The sequence below is a fragment of the Moorella glycerini genome (assembly GCF_009735625.1).
GTDB classification, from domain to species: Bacteria; Bacillota; DSM-521; order Neomoorellales; family Neomoorellaceae; genus Neomoorella; species Neomoorella glycerini.
Genome location: NZ_CP046244.1, coordinates 871,871 through 890,678, shown reverse-complemented (window position 1 = coordinate 890,678; position 18,808 = coordinate 871,871). Strand labels below are relative to the sequence as shown.

The window sequence follows — 18,808 nt, the reverse complement described above, 5'->3', positions numbered from 1 at the left end:
GGATGAATATGCAGGAACCGTGGCACCGGGATAAGTGGTGGGTAAGTGAATATAACTTTGCACCCCCGGTACGGGAACAGCAACAGTTACCTGAAAAAATTATTGTTCACGATGCTACCTTGCGTGATGGCGAACAAACCCCGGGAGTAGTCTTTCGCCTGGAAGAAAAGGTAGCTATCGCGCGTATGCTGGATGAATTGGGCGTGGATCGTATAGAAGCCGGCATGCCGGCGGTTTCTGATGAGGATGCGGCGGCCATCAGGGAGATTGTCCAGGCTGGTTTAAAGGCCAGGATTATGGCTTTTTCCCGGGCCATGCTTGCCGATATTGACCGGGCTGCCGCTTGTGGTGTGTGGGGAATTATACTGGAAGTGCCGACAGGTTACCCCAAATTAAGATACCAGTTCAACTGGACGGAAGATGAGATAATCGCTAAAAGCATCACGGCTATCAACTATGCCCATGACCGCGGTCTTTATGTAACCTTCTTTCCCTTCGATACTACTCGCGCCAGAATGGATTTTCTCAAGTGTTTATTCGCCGAAGTAATGCGCAAAGCTACGCCGGATAGTATTGCTGTGGTCGATACAACTGGGTCGGCTACACCGGCGGCTATGGGTTACCTGGTCCGGGAAATAAAAAAGATGGTTTCCGTCCCGTTAGAAGTGCACACCCACAATGATCTTGGCCTGGGAACGGCGACCACCCTGGCGGCGGTGGAAGCCGGCGCCGAAGTGGTCCACGGTTGTATCAACGGCCTGGGTGAGCGGGCCGGTAATACTGCCTTGGAAGAAGTTCTCCTGTGCCTGGCAGCTTTATATGGCTACCAGCTAAAAGTAGACTTAAGCAAACTGGCAACCATCTCAATGCGGGTGGCCGAGATTGCGAGACAGCCCCTGGCCGGCAACAAACCGGTGGTTGGCTCTTTACCTTTTACCCGGGAAATTGGCCTGGGAATGGAGGTACTGCAGAAGTCACCCCTGGCCATTTTCCCCTTTTTACCGGAGACGGTGGGTAAAAAGATGGAAATCGTTATGGGCAAAAAGACCGGTAAAGGGTCTGTAAGGGTCAAATTGGAGGAAATGGGTCGCAGGGCAACTGAAGAAGAAATTGAAGCTATTGTCCAGCGGGTTAAAGCCCTGGGGATTGCCAAAAAAGGTATCCTGACACAGGAAGAATTTGAACAAATAGTTAAGGGTGTATTGAATGATGGTGAAGTATAAAATAAGGAAGAATTTAGCAATGAAGAGATTAAGTGACAATTTATTGAACATCCAGGGAGGAAATAAAGATTGTATCTTTATGAATACCAGGGCAAGGAGCTCTTCAACCAGCAGGGCCTGGCAATACCACGAGGGGAAGTAATAACAACGCCGGCAGCAGCCCGGGAGGCTGCTGGCCGGCTGGGTGGCAGGGTTGTAATCAAGGCCCAGGTACGTGCCGGTGGGCGGGGGAAGGCCGGCCTGGTAAAGATTGCCTCCTGCCCGGAAGCAGCGGCTAAAGTTGCAGGAGAAATGCTCGGTGTAACATACAGGGGCGAAACAGTAAAGCAATTACTTTTCGAAGAAGTGCTGGACATCGAGCAAGAATTTTACCTGGGAATAAGCCTGGATTACGGGCACGGTCATCCGGTGATGCTTCTTTCTACCCGCGGTGGTATCGATATCGAGGAGGTAGCCAGGAGGGAACCCGCGGCCCTGGCCAGGACGGTTTTGCCGGCCACAACACTGCCACCCCTTTATCTTCTGGCGGAACTGGGGCGCCGGGCAGGATTAATGGGTAAAAAGTTGCTCCAAGTAAGGGATATGCTCTGGAGGATGGCACAATTATTTTACCGCCTGGATGCCCTTACAGTGGAGGTGAACCCGGCAGCCTGGTGCCGGGACGGTCGCCTGGTGGCAGCTGATGCTAAAGTAATAATTGATGATGCTGCCCTAGACCGCCACCCGGAGCTAGCCTCCTGGTCAATAGTTCCCGATGACCCTTGCCAGCTTGAAGCCCAAAAGTACAATCTCGGTTACGTGCGCCTGGATACGGCCGGGGAAATAGGGATTATCGCTGGCGGCGCCGGCCTTTGCCTGGCAACCATGGATACCGTAATTCGCCTGGGGGGCAGGCCGGCCAGTTTCCTCGACCTCGGCGGGGGTATTACTGCTGAACAAATGATGGTCGCCATGGAGATTACCTTAAAAACGGCAGGTATCAAGGGTATTATTGTCAACGTTTATGGTGGAATTAATAATTGCTATACGGTGGCCCAAGGTATTACCGCCATTTTGGAAAAATTACCCGCCATGCAACGACTACCTCTGGTGGTTAAGATGCGTGGTCATTCCCAGGAGGAAGGCTGGTCTTTGCTGGAAAAGTACGGGGTAACAGTAATCAAAACCGGTACAACGGCAGAGGCGGTGCAAAAACTGTTATTACAGCTGGCGGTTAATGAAGGAGGGCAGGTTGATGGCTATCCTGCTTGCGGCTGATAGCCGGGTTATTATCCAGGGCATTACCGGCAGCCAGGGAGCCTATCACGCCCGGCTAATAAAAGAATATGGCACCAGGATCGTAGCCGGGGTTACACCGGGACGGGGCGGTGAAGAAGTACACGGCATTCCGGTATTTGATACGGTGAAGGAGGTACGGGAGATTGCAGGGCACCTTGACGCCAGTATGATCCTGGTACCGCCTCGAGCTGTTAAAGATGCCGCTGTTGAGGCTATAGAAAATGATATTCCCATAATCGTAATCATTACCGAACACGTACCGGTGCATGATACCATGTATTTACGCGCCCTGGCGCGGCAGCGGGGTGTCAGATTGGTCGGTCCCAATACTATTGGCATTATCAGCCCGGGCAAAAGCAAGCTGGGAATTATGGCTTCCTTTCTCTACCCGCCCGGCCATATTGGCATGATGTCCAGGAGCGGCACCTTGAGCCATGAAACGGCCTCCAACCTGATGTACCGCGGCGGGGGTCTTTCGACAGTGGTAGGGATTGGCGGCGATCCGGTAGTGGGTACTGATTTTGTTGATTTGCTGCCCCTTTTCGCGGCCGATCCTGAAACGGAAGCAGTAATAATGATCGGCGAGATTGGCGGCAATAAGGAAGAACGGGCGGCGGAATATTTACACAGCAGCAGCTACCCCAAGCCTGTCTTTGCCTATATTGCCGGGCAGACGGCCCCACCGGGAAAACAGATGGGCCACGCAGGCGCTATTATCGAAGGCAGTTTGGGAAAAGCGGATACCAAGGCGGCAGCCCTGGCCGCCGCCGGAGTCCGAGTAGCTAATAGTCTGGAAGAACTGGTAGAGATGGTGTGTTCTGTTTTTAAGTGAGGACATTGGCGCCCTGGTCTTTTAGAACCAGACAGGTGCGGCCTTAATTTTCAGGGGAGTGGAATATGGTGTCGGCTTTTATACATTTTCTTTCATTTACACAAAATTATCTTGACTGGGTTTTAGTGGTGGTGCGGGTAATACTGGCCATCGTCTTTGGCGCCCATGGGTGGTATAAATCCTTCGGTAAACAGGGTTTTCAGGGTTCGGCTATTCGCTTTCGGCAACACGGTATTCCTTTCCCCTTGTTTTTCTCTTATGTGACCTCCATAAGCCAGTTAATCGCTGTGCCGCTCCTGCTGGCGGGGCTAATGACCAGATGGGTGGCTTTAATGCTGCTGGTCGAAATGACGGTGGCCACCTGGGCTAAATTCCGGGAGAATAAAATATTTGATGGGGCCGACTTACCGATGAGCGATTGGGCTTTGTGCTTACTGCTAATCGTTCTGGGTCCTGGCAACCTGTCTCTGGATGCTTTGTTCTAGCTCAATTTTTTGGACAAAAGATAAATTTCCTCTAAAAAGAGGGTGGAAAATTTGACGCCTCTTGAGGTAGGTATTATTGGCATCATAGCCCTCCTGCTTTTAATCTTTTCAGGAATTTCAGTAGGAGTAGCAATGGCAGTCGTGGGCTTTCTAGGCTTTGCTTATATTTCCGGCTGGGAACCGGCCATGGGCGTTCTGAAGACTGTACCTTATACGACTGCAGCTTCCTTTGTGATGAGCGTTATTCCCCTGTTTGTCCTGATGGGGCAGTTGGCCTTTCATTCAGGCATCAGCAATGACCTTTTTAAGACGGCGAACAAATGGCTCGGCCACCTGCCTGGCGGGATGGCTATGGCCAGCATCGCTGCTTCGGCAGGTTTTGCTGCGGTTTGCGGATCCAGCCCGGCTACCACCGCTACCGTGGGAGCTATCTCCCTTCCGGAAATGACCAAATTGAAGTATAACCGGGGTTTTGCCGCGGCCGCCGTTGCTGCTGGTGGCACCCTTGGTATACTTATTCCTCCTAGTAACGGCTTTATTCTTTACGGTGTAATTGCCGAGCAGTCCATTGGCAAGCTTTTTCTTGCGGGGATTATTCCAGGGGTAATTCTGGCAGCATTGTACATGGTAACTATTTACCTGGTAGCGGTACGTAATCCGGCCTTAGCCCCGCAGGGTCCGGTCACTCCCTGGGGGGAGAAACTGGTATCACTAAAGAATAGCTGGGCCATGATCGTCCTTTTCGGAGGTATTATGGGAGGAATCCTAAGCGGTGTTTTTACCGCCAACGAAGCCGCGGCGATCGGGGCCTTTGGCGCCTTACTATTTTTCCTGCTAAGGCGCAAATTAAACAAGGAAAATGTGGTGGCATGTTTAACAGAGACCATGAACACTTCGGCGATGATTTTTCTGGTTTTGATAGGGGCTAACATCTTCGGTTATTTCCTGACGGTGACTACCCTACCGCAGGCTCTGGCTTCATTTTTAGCTTCCCTTCCCGTGTCGCGTTATGTCATTTTTATCGGTATAATGACTATTTACCTTTTCCTCGGATGCATAATGGACTCCCTGGCCATGGTGGTCATTACCACACCAATATTCTTTCCGGTTGTCATGAACCTTGGCTTTGATCCTATCTGGTATGGTGTAATGATGGTTGTTGCCATGGAAATGGGACAAATCACACCGCCGGTAGGCATCAACCTGTTTGTTATTACCGGCGTTGCCAAGGATGTCCCAATGCATGTTATTTTCCGCTATATTGCTCCTTTTGTCGTTACCCTTATAGTTTTTATGTTTATTATGATTGCCTTCCCGCAGACAGCCCTGTACCTGCCTCACCTTGTCCGCTGAAGGAAGATAACCAGGGATGTACTCATGTAACGGTGAAGGAGGTGAAACAAAGGGTATTTGTGGTAAGGGTTATAGGTGTGAGAAAATGGCACAGAACAATTTTATGTGGGGGTTGAATGCGCATGAAATGGAGGAAATCATATTTATTGCTGCTGGCCTTGGTAGCCAGTATCGCCATCCTGCTGGCCGGGTGCGGTGGAGGCAACAAACAGCAGGCGACAGTGAGCGGCGGTGCCTCGCCGCAATCTAACAGCTCCAGCGTGATCAATCTTAAACTTCACCATCATGAACCGCCGGGTTCACGGCTCAACCAGGCCTTGTTAAAGTGGGCAGATATGGTGAACCAGCGCACGGAAGGCCGGCTAAAAATCACCGTGTATCCCGGAGAAGCCCTGGGCAAGGGTAAGGACACTTACTCAATAGTTACCAACGGTATTGCTGATATTGGCTGGTTACCGACGGCTTTGATGCCGGGCAAATTCCCCTTGACGGAAGTGGCCAACCTGCCACTATTGGGAATTAACTCATCGAAAACCGGTGCGAAGATCATGTGGGAGCTTTACCAGACGAACCCGGAGATTCAAAAGGAATACTCGGAAGTCAAACTGCTTTCCATTTTTTGCAGCGGTTACCAGCTTATTGGTACGGCCAAAAAACCAATCAACAAACTGGAAGATCTCAAGGGGTTGAAACTGCGGACGGGCGGCTACGGGATGACCGAATTTTTGAAGCTAGTGGGCGGGAGCCCAATGAACATTCCGCCGCCGGAGTTGTATGAGAGTATTGAAAAGGGTGTACTGGATGGATTTATCTTTGACTGGCAGGGAATAAACAGCAACCGCCTGTACGAGGTCATGAATTATGCCGTAGATGTATCTGTGGCAGTAATTCCCCAGGTATTTATAATGAATAAACAGAAATGGGACAGCCTGCCTCCTGATATCCAAAAGGTTTTAGATGAGCTTAGCGGCGTCCAGGTGGCTGAACTGGTGGCCAATCAAGCCTATGATGCTGCCAACCAGGAAGGCAGGGATTACATGCAAAAGAGAAATAAGCAAGTGCGCCAGCTGACGTCTGAAGAGGAAAAGCAGTGGCAGGAAGCAGCGAAACCGGTCTGGGATAAGTGGGTGGCTGAGCAGAAGGCAAAAGGTTTGGATGGCCAGAAGGCCCTTGATCAAGTTTTGCAACTGGTTACCAAGTACAAGCAGCAGCAATAGGCAAAGGAACTTGATAGGATAGGACGCGGCGTAGCCGGTTGGCAAAGACCGGCCGCCGCGGCCGTTATAAAACCTGATCAGGATAGAATGAGCACGGAGGGCGATTAGATTTGTTTTTAGGCAAGTTATCTCGTGGTATGGAACGCTGGATCATCCGGCCTCTTTGCTTGGGTTTCAGTACCGTTGGGGCGCTGGCCCTCATAGGTATGATGTTCCTAGTAGTTATTGATGTCTTTTTACGTTTCGTTTTCAACCGGCCCATCCTGGGGTCCTACGAAATTGTCGAGTATTTAATGGTATTGGTGGTCTTTTTGAGCCTGGCCAATGGTCAACTAAGTAAAACGCACGTGAGTGTGGAAGTTGTTACCCAGTACCTTCGAGGTAGGATACGTGCTTTTTTTGAATTTATCACCGCCTTAATTAGCCTCGGTATTTTTATCCTGCTGACCTGGGGCGGTATTTTGCAGGTCGGGCATGTCCGGGCTACCCACCAGGTTTCACAGGCCCTGGCCATTCCCCACTGGCCATTCCAGATTATTGTTGTACTGGGTGGAGTACTATTCTGTCTGGTATTGGCGGCTGATATAGTAGCGGCTCTATCACGGGTTTTAGAAAAATAAAATAAATACAATACAATCAAATACCCACTGGAAAAAGCATGGCTGGTATTGGTTATATTTAAAATTAATTACAAAGGGAGGTTTATACAGTGTCTGGGAATGTCCCACCGAAATCACAAATGTCCATGAGCAGCGGGTGGAAGAGTTTCGATGAACTCAAAGAAAAATATAGCCCGGCCGAGATCAAGTTTGAAAAAGGACGTCGCACTGTAGGTTTATGGCTGGGACCACTATTATTTTTACTGATATTAGTAATGCCCACTCCGTCCGGGATGACCCTGAAGGGCCAGCAGGTTCTGGCGATTACTATCTGGACGATTACCTGGTGGGTTTGCGAACCAATTCCTATTCCAGCAACGGGACTGCTTCCTTTTATCTTAATCCCGGCCATGGGAATTATGAACTTTAAAGATATTTTTGCAGTCCTGGGTCATGAAAATAACTGGCTGATGATAGGCGCATACATTTTTATTGGCGCCCTGGTAGAACATGGTTTTACCAGGAGGACGGCCCTGTGGATTTTATCGCGCAGATTTGCTGCCACCAGTCCTTTTGCCCTGATTGCCAGCTATACTGCTGCTGTAGCAATTGTGTCAGCTTTCCTCTCCAATATCGCTTGTACTATGCTTTTTCTCGTAATAGGGGCGGGTATAGCCGAGGCCCTAGCCGTCAATGAAGAGCACCCACTTTCGAAGACAATGAAATTTGGAGCAGCGTATGGATCTCAGGCCGGGGGTTTAATTACACCCATCGGTTCACCTAACACTAATTTCCTGGCCATGGGTTTAATCGCTTCACTGACCAAGTTTACTATTCGGTTTGGGGACTGGATGGCTTTTGGTGTGCCCTTTGGTATTATCATGTTCCTGGTGATTGTTATCTATTTCCGGGGGATGTTCAAGTTAGAGCTGGCTAACCTGGAGCGGGCGCGGGAATATGCCGAACGAGAGCTAAAGGCCATGGGACCATTGTCCGTCGGCGAGCGCAACGCTCTGATCGTGCTGGCATTAGCTATTATTCTTTGGCTGGTGCCTAGTTTTGCCTCGGCAATAGCAGGTCCTAATGCTGCTCTAACCAAGACACTGGATACAGTACTGAATGGGTCGGTAGTTGCTTTGCTGGCGGCCGTCCTGGCTTTCCTGTTGCCTGTAGACTGGAAGGAGCGCAAGTTCACTATCAACTGGACGAACACAGAACGGGCTATTAACTGGGGCGCTATTATTATTGTCACTACCGGTTTTGCCCTGGGTAATGCCATGAATGCCAAGGATGTCGGCCTGGTGGCCTGGAGCGCAAAGGAGCTGGCAGTTCTATTCCAGGGGGCTTCGCCGTGGTTGATTGTACTGGGCTTTACCTTTATTGGTGTCCTGTTGACCCAGTTTATCCCCAACGTGCCGGCTATCGGCATGTTGATCCCTATCGCAGTACCGGCAGCAGTAGCTGTGGGCCTGAACCCCGTGGCCATGGGATTGACCATTGCGGTAGCCTGCCAGCAGTCCTATGCCATGCCCATTGCGGCCCCGCAGATGGCCCTGGTATACGGTAGTGGCGGCTTGAAAATTACTGAATTTGTCAAGGTAGGATCCTTGTTAAGTTTGATTTCCATTCCAGTTACGGCATTTATCGTTTACTATTATACTGCCTGGCTATTTCCTTATGTGCCCAAATAATAATTTAAGGATGTAAGGAGCCGGGGCCGGGTAACTCCTGGCCCCGGCAGAGGGGGTAGGAAGTATGTCCTTTAATCTGGCTAACATACCAGAACATCATATTACAACCGATGTCCTGGTCATTGGTGGTGGTTCGGCCGGTACCATGGCCGCCCTGGCCGCCCGCAGGCAGGGGTTGGAGGTAGCCCTGGTTGATAAAGCGGGCATCGATCGCAGCGGTTGCGGTTGCGCCGGCAATGACCATTTCCTGGCCATCCTGGAAAGCGGCCCGGAATGGGACACGAAGGAAGCCTTTTTAAAATGGTATCACCGCCTGACCCAGGGACTGGTGGATATGGCTATCCCGGAAAAGGTATTTCTATCAAGGATCAAACGCATGGTTGCTTACCTGGAAGAACTGGGTATTCCCATGCGGCTGGATGCGACCCATAACGATTATATTCGCACCGGTTCTTTCGGCCAGCCCGGGGATTACTTCATCAATTTTGACGGCCGCAAGTTAAAGCCTACAGTCAGTGCCGAGGCGGCCAGGGCTGGGGTCAAGTTTTTCCGCCGGATTAATATTACCGACTTGCTCGCTGATGGTGGCAGGGTAACCGGGGCGGTGGGCTTTGATATTCGTAAAGGGGATTTTTATACTTTCCTGGCCCGGGCTACCATTGTGGCTACGGGTAATGTTACTCGCCTTTATAACAACCAGGCCAGTATGCCCTATAATAGTTGGCATAGCCCCTATAATAATGGCGGGGCCCAGGCCATGGCCTTCCGGGCCGGAGCGGAATTAAAAAACATGGAATTCGTCAATTATACCTTAACCCCTGTGAACTTCAGCGCTTCGGCCCTCAATGCCATTGTGGGCATGGGCGGTTACATTGTTAACGGTCTGGGTGAACGTTTCCTTTTCAAATACCACGAAAAGGGTGAAAAAGGCCCCCGCTGGGTGATGCCCTGGGGTGTTTATTGGGAGATCAAGGAAGGCCGTGGTCCCTGTTATTTTGACTTGCGCCACTTACCTGAAGAGGCTATTAATCATCTTTTACATCACCTGCTACCGGTTGATAAAAATACATTCCTCGATTATTGCGAACAAAAGGGTGTAGATTTGCGTAAAGACCTGCTGGAAGTACAAATTTCCGAAGGCCAGTTGCCGGCTTTCCTGGGGTCGGTAAGCGGTATCTATGTCACTCCTGAGTGTGCTACCACCGTTTCCGGACTCTTCGCTACGGGTGCCTGTTCAGTTACTGTAGGGAGCCTTTCGGGTTCTATGTGCGTAGGCGAGACGGCGGGAGAAGAAGCAGCTAAATTTATCTATCGTGATAAAACTGTCAAACCAGAAGTACCTAAGGAGGAACTGACAGCCAGGCGGGAGGCTATTTATAGCCCTCTGAAGCGCCAGGGCGGTTTCAAGCACTGTGAACTGGAAAACAAGCTGCGTCAGGTGATGACGCTGTATGTGGGCATCGGGCGTACCCGCCGGGGGATGCTGACTGCACTTGAGGAACTGGCTAAATTAGAAAAATTGTTCCCCGATGTAAGGGCTGATAATCTCCATGAACTAATGCGGGTGCATGAGTTAAGGGATATGTTGCTGGTGGCCCAACTTATTGCCCGGGGTGCCCTGGAACGGGAAGAGAGCCGCTTTGGGCTGTCCCATTACCGGGGAGACTTCCCGACCAGCCGGGAAGAGTGGCATTGCTCCTTGCACCAATGCTTGCAAGGGGAGCAGGTGGTCTTAAAACGCGTAGCCCCCAGTAATCTGTAAGAGGCAAAGAGGCAGCTTCACGAGGGAGGGGAGGAAAGCAATGGCGATCCTCATCGACGAAACAAAATGCAATGGCTGCGGGCTGTGTGATCATAATTGCCCCGGTGATATTATTCATATGGATGCCGTTTCCGGTAAACCCCTAGTAGTTTACCCCGATGAATGCTGGTACTGTGGTGCCTGCAGGATTGACTGCCCGGAAAATTGTATTAAGATTATTTTCCCGCTGATCAGTCTTTAAAGTCGTCTGGTCCTTTTGGAAGCACAAATTTTTTGCCAGGAGGAAAGAAAAAGATGATTATCGACGCCCATCATCATTTTATGCCGCTTAAGGTCTATAAACTGTTTGCCGATCCTTCGCAGCCGTCCAGGCGAGTTATAGATGAGAAAAATGATTTTACCTTCAATGCCCGCCTCTATCAAACTGATACCCACCTGTGCGATATGGATTACGCCGGGGTCGATATGGCGGTGCTGACCTTATCCCAATGGAATGTTGGTGGCGCAGAACTTTGCCGCCGGATTAATGACGCCGTTGCGGAAGAACTGGTAGTACATGGCGATCGTTTCCTGGCGGCAGGGTGCGTACCTGTGGCTGACCCGCAAGCGGCAGTAGCTGAAATCGATTATATGATTAAAGATTTACATTTTCATGGTATTGCCCTGTTAACTTCCCAGGGACCGGATATTAACCTGAGCAACCGGGAATTAATGTGGCCGATTTACACTAAAGCCTGCGAACTGGACGTGCCGATTTTTTTACATCCACATTTAAAACCCTATGGGATAGAGCTTGACTGCACCATCAACCGCAGCATCGGCCGCGGCTTTGATATTGCCAGGGCAGCTTTAAGGATAATTTATGACGTCTTACCAGAGTTCCCGGACATCAAATTTGTCCTGCCACATTTTGGCGGCTGCCTGCTGGCTTTGAAGGGGCGGGTCAACGCCTTTTTTGAACCACGGCAGGATCTGGGTATGCCGGTACCCCCAGAAATTCAACCTCTTCCCAAGACGCCATTAGAGCTTGAAGAACTCGGTTATAAAGCTGCCTTTGAGGACCTTTTCGATCGTTTGTACTTTGACGGTGCCGGTTCAGGAGGATGGGAGCCTGTTACACGCCTGGCCATGATGACCGTCAGGCATGATCGATTGCTTTTTGGCTGTGATTATCCTTTTGAAATTCACAGCGGCCGTGATATTAAATATTATATCGACAGCGTGCGCAACCTGGATATTCCCGAGGAAAGCAAAAGGGGCTTTTTAGGTGATAACCTGGCCAAACTACTAAAGTTAAAATAATTATGGTACTGAGCAAGGCCAGGAGGGGGTACTTATTCTTTTTCTGGCCTTTAAATGTCTCGTTTATGGAGGCGGGGAAGGTGCCACGTAAGTGGTGGATATTTATAACTATATATTTAGGTAGCCTGGCGGCTACATTAAATCAATTTAAAGTCCCACCCCTAATGGCAGTATTAATGCAGGCGTTGCATTTAGATGTAAAGGTGGCGGGCTGGTTGATGTCAGGTTTCGCCCTGGCAGGTTTTTTCCTGGCGCTACCAGCCGGTATCTTTTTACGTCCCTATCAATTAAAATCTGCCGGCATAGCCGGTTTGGGTGCGTTGACCGCAGGCGCTTTACTGGGTGCCCTTGCCCCAGGGGCAACCCTGATGCTGGTCGGCCGGGTTTGCGAGGGGATGGGCCTTTTAACAATGGGCATAGTAGCCCCTTCCTTAATTAATGCTTGGTTTCCTCCTGACGAAAGGGGGTTACCAATGGGTATATGGGCTACCTGGGTACCGGCTGGCAGCGTGCTCATGCTTAATTTAGCAAATCCTTTATACAGCCTGGGCGACTGGCGGGCTGTCTGGTGGTTCGGTTTTATAATGGCTTTAATAGCGTTCCTGGTTTTTATATTGATAATTGAATTGCCGGATGAATTTAAAGAAAATAAAACAGGCTCAAAACAAGCTATCGACTGGTCTGAAATTATAACAACTTGGCGTAGCAGGGACATCTGGCTCCTGGCCTTTATGTTTGCTACCTTTAATTTTACCATTGTAGCTTATAACTCCTGGGCACCGACTTATCTTAAACAAACTTTCGCCCTTACCCCGGCCCGGGCTGCTTTTTACACCAGCCTGGTCCATGTCGGTGTCATACCGGCCAATATAGTTGCTGGCTGGTTGGTTAATTATTTAAAAAGCTCACGGCGAGTTTATATTGGCGGGTTTATTGTCTATGCACTGGCCTGGATTACGGCTTTTAATTTAAAACCGTTAACGATTATACCTTTTATGCTGGCCCTGGGCTTAGTAGCCGGGTTCATTCCTACCGCAACCTTTGCTGCCGCCCCGGTGGCTATTGGCAGGCAAGGAAGGCTACCCCTGGCTAATGCGGCTATAATGTGGGGCCAGAATCTTGGTGTCCTGCTGGGGCCGGTAAGCCTGGGTCAATTACTGGCTGCAGGAATAGGGTGGCCAGCAGGGTCTTTTTTACTGGTACCTGTAGCTTTATTGGGTTTAATAACAGGTTTACTGACACGGATAAAATAATCTACAAGTCTAAAGCAGGAATTTTCCCCAGCAATATTGAAGTAATTTTAGAATGATATATGATATAATTCAGGGACAGTAATTAACAAGACGCTGCTGAGGAGGAGTATCGTGTCTAGCTTAACTACACCCCTGCAGTGGAAAACCAAGACGGAAATGATTTATAACATGCTGCGGGAAGCCATTGTTTCGGGCGAATTAAAACCCGGGGAAAGAATTGTATTACGTAAGATTGCCAGCGACCTGGGCGTCAGTGCTATCCCGGTACGCGAAGCCATTAAGCAATTGGAAGCCGAAGGGCTGGTAGATGTATCAGCCCACAGCGAGGTTACGGTCAGCAGGTTGTCAGAAAAGGATTTTCGCGAGCTGAGTTCTATTCGTGTGGTGCTGGAAGCCTATGCCACCCGCCTGACGGCGGAGAAAATAACACCGGAAATTTTGACCGAGCTGGAACAGCAGATAAAGGAAATGGAAGCGTGTGTTCAGAATGATGATTACCGCCGTTACGGTATCTTGAACCGCCGTTTTCACCAGACCATTTATGCCCATTGTGGTAATGAGCAGCTAAAAAAGCTTATTGATGACCTGACGATCCGTACTGACCGCGCACGGGCCTTGTTTGCCTACAACCGCAGCAGGTTTAAAGAATCTTTAAAAGAACACCAGGCTATTGTCCGGGCCATGGCGAATGGTCGGCCGGAAGAGGCTGAAAGAGTTATGGCTGAACAAAAGCGCATTGCGCTGGAGATGTTCCTTAAATATTCCCAGGGCAATCCACCTGAGGGCGATTCCTAGCAAAATACCAGGTGGAAAGGAGAAGAAAGAAGAATTTTGTTACCTGGGGGTAAATTGTTATGGATAAAATTAAAGGAAAAATTCCCGGGCCAGAAACAGGGATTGAGATTAAAAAGTCAATTTGCTGCATATGTGATCCACTGACCCAGTGCGGTCTCGATGTCTATTTGCAAGGGGGCCGGATTATAAAAGTAGAGGGGACGCGAGAAAATCCCCATAATGCCGGTACTCTTTGTGCAAAAGGGGCGGCTACGCGCCAGTATGTATATCATAAAGATCGCTTGCGAACGCCTTTGAAACGCAACGGGCCCCGGGGGGAAGGTAAATTTATTCCTGTTTCCTGGGATGAAGCCCTGGATTATATCGCCGGGCAGTTAATAGAGATTAAGAAGAATTATGGACCTGAAGCCGTTGTCTTTTATGCCGGCTACAGCAAGTGGATGCGCCCCTTTCTCCAGCGTCTTGCCCATGCCTTCGGTTCGCCTAATTACGCCAGCGAGTCCAGCACCTGCGCCCGGGCGACAACGATGGCCTGGAAACTAACCTTTGGAAGCCAGGCTGTTGCTGACATTCCCAACAGCCGTTGCCTGCTCGTTTGGAGCACAAATCCCTTTTATTCTAATTCATGCCTGAGCCGGGGTATCCTTGACGCCCGGGAAAAGGGTTTAAAAATTATTTGCGTTGATCCCCGCTATACCCCAATGGCTGCTCTGGCTGATATTCACCTGCCATTAAAACCCGGCACTGACGGCGCCCTGGCCCTGGCCATGGCCAACGTGATTATTAATGAGGAATTGTATGACCGGGATTTTATTAATAATTATACTTATGGCTTTGAAGCCTACCGGGATTATGTTCGGCAGTTTACTCCGGAAAGGGGGGCTGCCATTACCGGTGTACCGGCAGGTAAAATAATTGAAGCTGCCCGCCTGTATGCTACGACTAAACCGGGTAGCCTGATGACCAGTGCTTGTGCGGTTGTACACCATACCAATGGCGTTCAAAATTACCGGGCAGTAATGAGTTTAGTTGGCCTTACCGGAAATTATGATATTAAAGGCGGCAATGTGGTAAATCCCCCGAGCTATATTGGCGTACCTGCCGGCTTTACTACCAGGGAGAGCGAGTATGCTCTGCCCCGGAAATGGGAGGAGATGCCGCCGCGCATAGGTGCGGAACAATTTCCGGTGTGGTGTGAATTGGTTAATGAAGCCCAGGCGATGATGTTGCCCTTCCAGATTAATTCCGGTCAACCGTATCCCCTGAAAGCGATGCTGTCCTTTGGTCTCAACCACCGTATGTGGCCTGCTTCTAGCTTTATGGCGGAAAGTTTAAAGAGACTGGATTTACTGGTTGATGTGGACCTGTTTATGACCGACAGTGCCAGGTTGGCAGATGTCGTCTTGCCGGCATGCAGTTCTTTAGAACGCAGTGAACTGAGGTGTTACCCGGAAAATTACGTCATCTATACCCGGCCCGCTATTGAACCTTTATATGCTTCCCGGCCGGATACAGATATTATCTTTGAACTGGCTCGCAGGCTAAAGATAGAGGATCCTTTACTAAATGCCGGTTACGAAGCTTCCCTGGACTGGATCTTGGCGCCGGGCGGTTTAACCATTGCCGAGTTAAAGAAACATCCTGCCGGCATGTTTGTACCCTGTTCCCGGGAAGTACAAGAAAAAAAATACAGGCAAAAAGGTTTTGCCACCCCGACGGGTAAAATGGAATTCCAATCAAGACTGCTGGAAACCTACGGCTATGAAGGGTTGCCTGTCTATCGCCCACCCCGCTCTAGTGTTGATGAAACCCCGGAGCAGGCGCAAGAATATCCTTTTATTTTAAATACAGGTTCCCGTCTGCCAATGTTCATTCATTCCCGCACGTTTCGTTTATCCTGGACGCGCAGTTTACGGCCGGAGCCGGCACTGGACATGAACCCGGTCGATGCCAATCGGCTGAGTATCCAGCAGGGAGATAGGGTCAGGCTATCTACTCCTCGCGGATCAATTCAGGTACTGGCCAATTTGACTCAAACGGTGATGCCAGGAGTAATCCATATGTACCACGGTTATACGGAGGCAGACGTTAATTTACTTATTGCGGCTGATTATCTTGACCCAATTTCCGGTTATCCGGGATACAAGGCACTTTTATGTAAAGTCGAGAAATTGGAGGATTAGGCAGTTAAAGGAGTTATTGTTTTGGTGACGAGGGGAAATCTTTATTTGTCACGAGGGCCAACTTAAAAAGTGTTTCGAGAAAGAGGTCTAAAATTATGGGTTATGCTATTTACCTGGATGTGAATCGCTGCGTGGGATGCCAGGCTTGTATCGTAGCCTGTATGGATCAAAATGATGGGGAGACAGGAAAAGAGCAAATTGCCTGGCGCCAGGTTTTTGTGGTTGAAAGGGGGGAATTTCCCCGGGTAAAGGTGAATTATATCTCCCTTTCCTGTATGAATTGTCAAGATGCCCCTTGCCTGATGATCTGCCCCACAAGAGCCATAAGTATGGAAGAGTACACAGGTATAATCCTTGTTGACGCGAGGCGCTGTATTGGCTGCCATAGCTGCGCTTTGGTCTGCCCCTTCGGGGTGCCCCGCTTTGGGCAGGACGGGAAAATGCAAAAGTGCAATTTATGTATAGAAAGAATAAAACAGGCTTTAGAACCTGCCTGTGTGCGTGCCTGTCCTGCAAAAGCACTGCAATTTGGGCCGGTAAATGAATTGCTGCACCAGGTGGAAGGTCAGGTTGCCGCCAGGATGGCAGATGCTACGAGCTGCCTGATGGTTGGCAAAATCACGTCCAAGTCTAGAAATAGCCAGTTGCCATCAGCCTGAAATAATGCAATAATAATCTAAAAAGAACTCCGAGGTAGGGCCGATGGAACTGCAGCCTATTAAAACGAAAAAGATTTACGAAGAAATCGTCGAGCAGGTGAAAAAATCCCTCAGTGAAGGCAAGCTCTTGCCGGGGGAACGCTTTTACTCGGAACGGGAGCTGTCGGAGAAACTGGGCGTCAGCCGGGCATCTGTCCGGGAGGCCATTCGCGCCCTGACCACCATGGGTGTCCTGGAAGTTAAGCCCGGCGAAGGGACCTTTGTCCGCAAGGTGCAGAACTGCGATATTGTCCAGCCCCTGGTCATGGCCTTGCTGCTGGAAGAACAACAATCCATGTACTTGTTGGAAGCCAGGCAGATCCTGGAGCGGGAGATAGTTTACCTGGCGGCGCGGCGGGCTACGACCGAGGAAAAAGAAAAGCTGGTAGAGATAATCCAGCAGATGGGCAACGAACTGGCGCGGGGATTTCTCCAGGAGGATACGGATGTCAAATTTCATCTAACCATTGCTGGGATGTCCCATAATCCCATTCTTTCCCGTTTGATGTACACCATTGCCGACACCATTGCCCAGACCCTGGCCAATAAACGCAACCGGCTTTACTCTGATCCGGATAACGCCCGGGTGCTTTTTGAACAGCACAGTGAAATTACCCAGGCTATTATTTCCGGGGCTGCGGAAACTGCCCGCCGGGCCATGGGCAAACACCTGCGCTTTGTAGCCCGGCAATTGAAGTAGGAGGGGTCCCCCGGCCTTGTACTAGCGGCCTTTCGCGAACAACTCTTATATAAGGATGCTGCTTTCCTGAAACTCCCCGTAAATTTTTAGTTACCCTGCGGGGAGATTTTATTTTTGGGAAGAATGTCCAGACTCTTTACGGCTCAATTTCCGCCCCGGTATCTGAGAGGCGTATGAATAGCGGGTTTGTTACTATGGCAGCGGATTGTGCCAAATGTACAGCCGCATATCTTATGGCTTTCCAGAAAGGGGCGCGAAAAAACAAATAGAAAACGTTTGCCATAACACATAATGCCAAAGGGAAACGGTTGCCATAAGAAAATATTCACGATTTAAAATTAGTTATTGACATGGGAGCCAAACCATGCTAGATTTATAACTAAGGAAAACGTTTTCCGCAAAGGGGTGAAAGCCATGGTCACCATTAAAGACGTAGCCAGACATGCCGGTGTTTCTGTGACAACTGTTTCCCGCGTCCTTAACAACAGCCAGCACCCCATTAACCCTGAAACCAGGGAGCGAGTCCTGGCAGCTATCAAAGAACTTGGCTTTTACCCCAACGCCATGGCCCGCAGCCTCCAGCTGAATGAAACAAAAACCATCGGCCTGATCCTCCCGGATATTGCCAACCCTTATTACCCGGGGATTGTCCGGGGGGTGGAGGATGTAGCCCATGAGAAGGGCTATACAGTTATCCTCTGCAATACCGACCGTTCCCGGGAACGCACGAAAGAATATCTCCGCGTCTTGCGGGAAAAACGAGTGGACGGGGTAATCTTTACCGGCGGTGGTGCTGTAGAGGATGCCAGCAGGGAACACTTTTTTGAACAGGGCTCGGTGGCGACGGTGGTCATCGGGCGCCATAAAGCCGACCTGCCGGCGGTGCAGGTGGATAATGTACGGGCTGCCCGGGAAGCTGTTGAGCATTTATTGCGTCTCGGCCACCGGCGTATTGCCACGGTGACTGGCCCTGCGGTTTCAACTACCGCCAGGGACCGCCTGGAAGGTTACCGCCTTGCTATGGAGGCTGAAGGGGCAGGTATAGAGTCCGGGTGGGTCATTGAAGGGGACTTTGAATTTAATAGCGGTTATCAAGCCGTTGGCCGGTTGCCCCTTAGCGGTCCCCGGAAGATAACTGCTATTTTCGCCCATAACGATCTTATGGCCATAGGCGTTATTAAAGCCCTGCAAGAACGGGGAATCAAGGTACCAGAAGATGTTGCTGTGGTAGGTTTTGACAATACTCCCCTGGCATCCTTTATTACGCCTGCATTATCTACTGTAGCTGTCCCGGTCTATGACCTGGGGGTGACTGCCATGAAGGTGCTGGCCGAGCTCCTTGCCGGCCGGGAGGTGCCGCCGGTTACCATCCTGGCAACCCACCTTGAGGTCAGGGAATCTTCTATACTAAAATAAATAACTGGCAGGAGGTTTACT

17 protein-coding genes are annotated in these 18,808 nt (G+C 50.1%); all 17 read left to right on the top strand.

Going from position 1 to position 18,808, the window contains the following annotated elements; translation table 11 throughout:
• Positions 1–8 precede the first annotated feature (8 nt).
• On the top strand, positions 9–1,223 hold the full coding sequence (locus tag MGLY_RS04245) for a LeuA family protein (RefSeq protein ID WP_156272043.1): 1,215 nt from the start codon (positions 9–11) through the stop codon (positions 1,221–1,223).
• A 69-nt stretch (positions 1,224–1,292) separates the two neighbouring features.
• Positions 1,293–2,480: a succinate--CoA ligase subunit beta gene (locus tag MGLY_RS04240; protein WP_156272041.1), complete on the top strand. Its 1,188-nt coding sequence runs from the start codon at positions 1,293–1,295 to the stop codon at positions 2,478–2,480.
• The gene (gene sucD / locus MGLY_RS04235; protein WP_156272039.1) at positions 2,458–3,333 is read left to right on the top strand and encodes a succinate--CoA ligase subunit alpha; all 876 of its coding nucleotides are present in this window, start codon (positions 2,458–2,460) and stop codon (positions 3,331–3,333) included. The genes MGLY_RS04240 and sucD overlap by 23 nt, the downstream gene beginning before the upstream one ends.
• Before the next feature lie 65 nt (positions 3,334–3,398).
• Positions 3,399–3,818 (top strand): DoxX family protein, encoded by a 420-nt coding sequence (locus MGLY_RS04230; RefSeq protein ID WP_156272037.1) that lies wholly within the window; start codon positions 3,399–3,401, stop codon positions 3,816–3,818.
• Positions 3,819–3,869: 51 nt separating this feature from the next.
• The gene (locus tag MGLY_RS04225; protein ID WP_156272035.1) at positions 3,870–5,171 is read left to right on the top strand and encodes a TRAP transporter large permease; all 1,302 of its coding nucleotides are present in this window, start codon (positions 3,870–3,872) and stop codon (positions 5,169–5,171) included.
• A gap of 146 nt (positions 5,172–5,317) precedes the next feature.
• Positions 5,318–6,388, top strand: a complete 1,071-nt coding sequence (locus tag MGLY_RS04220; RefSeq protein ID WP_170290915.1) for a TRAP transporter substrate-binding protein — start codon at positions 5,318–5,320, stop codon at positions 6,386–6,388.
• A gap of 137 nt (positions 6,389–6,525) precedes the next feature.
• On the top strand, positions 6,526–7,008 hold the full coding sequence (locus tag MGLY_RS04215; protein WP_156272031.1) for a TRAP transporter small permease: 483 nt from the start codon (positions 6,526–6,528) through the stop codon (positions 7,006–7,008).
• 89 nt (positions 7,009–7,097) lie between these two features.
• Positions 7,098–8,678, top strand: coding sequence for an SLC13 family permease (locus tag MGLY_RS04210; protein WP_156272029.1), 1,581 nt, complete (start codon positions 7,098–7,100; stop codon positions 8,676–8,678).
• 64 nt (positions 8,679–8,742) lie between these two features.
• Positions 8,743–10,440, top strand: coding sequence for an FAD-dependent oxidoreductase (locus MGLY_RS04205; protein ID WP_156272027.1), 1,698 nt, complete (start codon positions 8,743–8,745; stop codon positions 10,438–10,440).
• 40 nt (positions 10,441–10,480) lie between these two features.
• On the top strand, positions 10,481–10,681 hold the full coding sequence (locus tag MGLY_RS04200) for a 4Fe-4S dicluster domain-containing protein (protein WP_156272025.1): 201 nt from the start codon (positions 10,481–10,483) through the stop codon (positions 10,679–10,681).
• Between the two features lie 53 nt (positions 10,682–10,734).
• Complete coding sequence (locus tag MGLY_RS04195; protein WP_156272023.1) at positions 10,735–11,742, top strand: amidohydrolase family protein; 1,008 nt, start codon at positions 10,735–10,737, stop codon at positions 11,740–11,742.
• Positions 11,743–11,744: 2 nt separating this feature from the next.
• Entirely contained in the window at positions 11,745–12,995 is a 1,251-nt protein-coding gene (locus MGLY_RS04190) for an MFS transporter (protein ID WP_156272021.1), read from the top strand.
• A 111-nt stretch (positions 12,996–13,106) separates the two neighbouring features.
• Positions 13,107–13,790: a GntR family transcriptional regulator gene (locus tag MGLY_RS04185; protein ID WP_211662071.1), complete on the top strand. Its 684-nt coding sequence runs from the start codon at positions 13,107–13,109 to the stop codon at positions 13,788–13,790.
• Between the two features lie 59 nt (positions 13,791–13,849).
• On the top strand, positions 13,850–15,973 hold the full coding sequence (locus MGLY_RS04180; RefSeq protein WP_156272019.1) for a molybdopterin-containing oxidoreductase family protein: 2,124 nt from the start codon (positions 13,850–13,852) through the stop codon (positions 15,971–15,973).
• Positions 15,974–16,068: 95 nt separating this feature from the next.
• Entirely contained in the window at positions 16,069–16,632 is a 564-nt protein-coding gene (locus tag MGLY_RS04175; RefSeq protein WP_156272017.1) for a 4Fe-4S dicluster domain-containing protein, read from the top strand.
• A gap of 43 nt (positions 16,633–16,675) precedes the next feature.
• Positions 16,676–17,371, top strand: a complete 696-nt coding sequence (locus MGLY_RS04170; protein WP_156272015.1) for a FadR/GntR family transcriptional regulator — start codon at positions 16,676–16,678, stop codon at positions 17,369–17,371.
• Between the two features lie 414 nt (positions 17,372–17,785).
• On the top strand, positions 17,786–18,787 hold the full coding sequence (locus MGLY_RS04165; RefSeq protein ID WP_156272013.1) for a LacI family DNA-binding transcriptional regulator: 1,002 nt from the start codon (positions 17,786–17,788) through the stop codon (positions 18,785–18,787).
• Positions 18,788–18,808 lie beyond the last annotated feature (21 nt).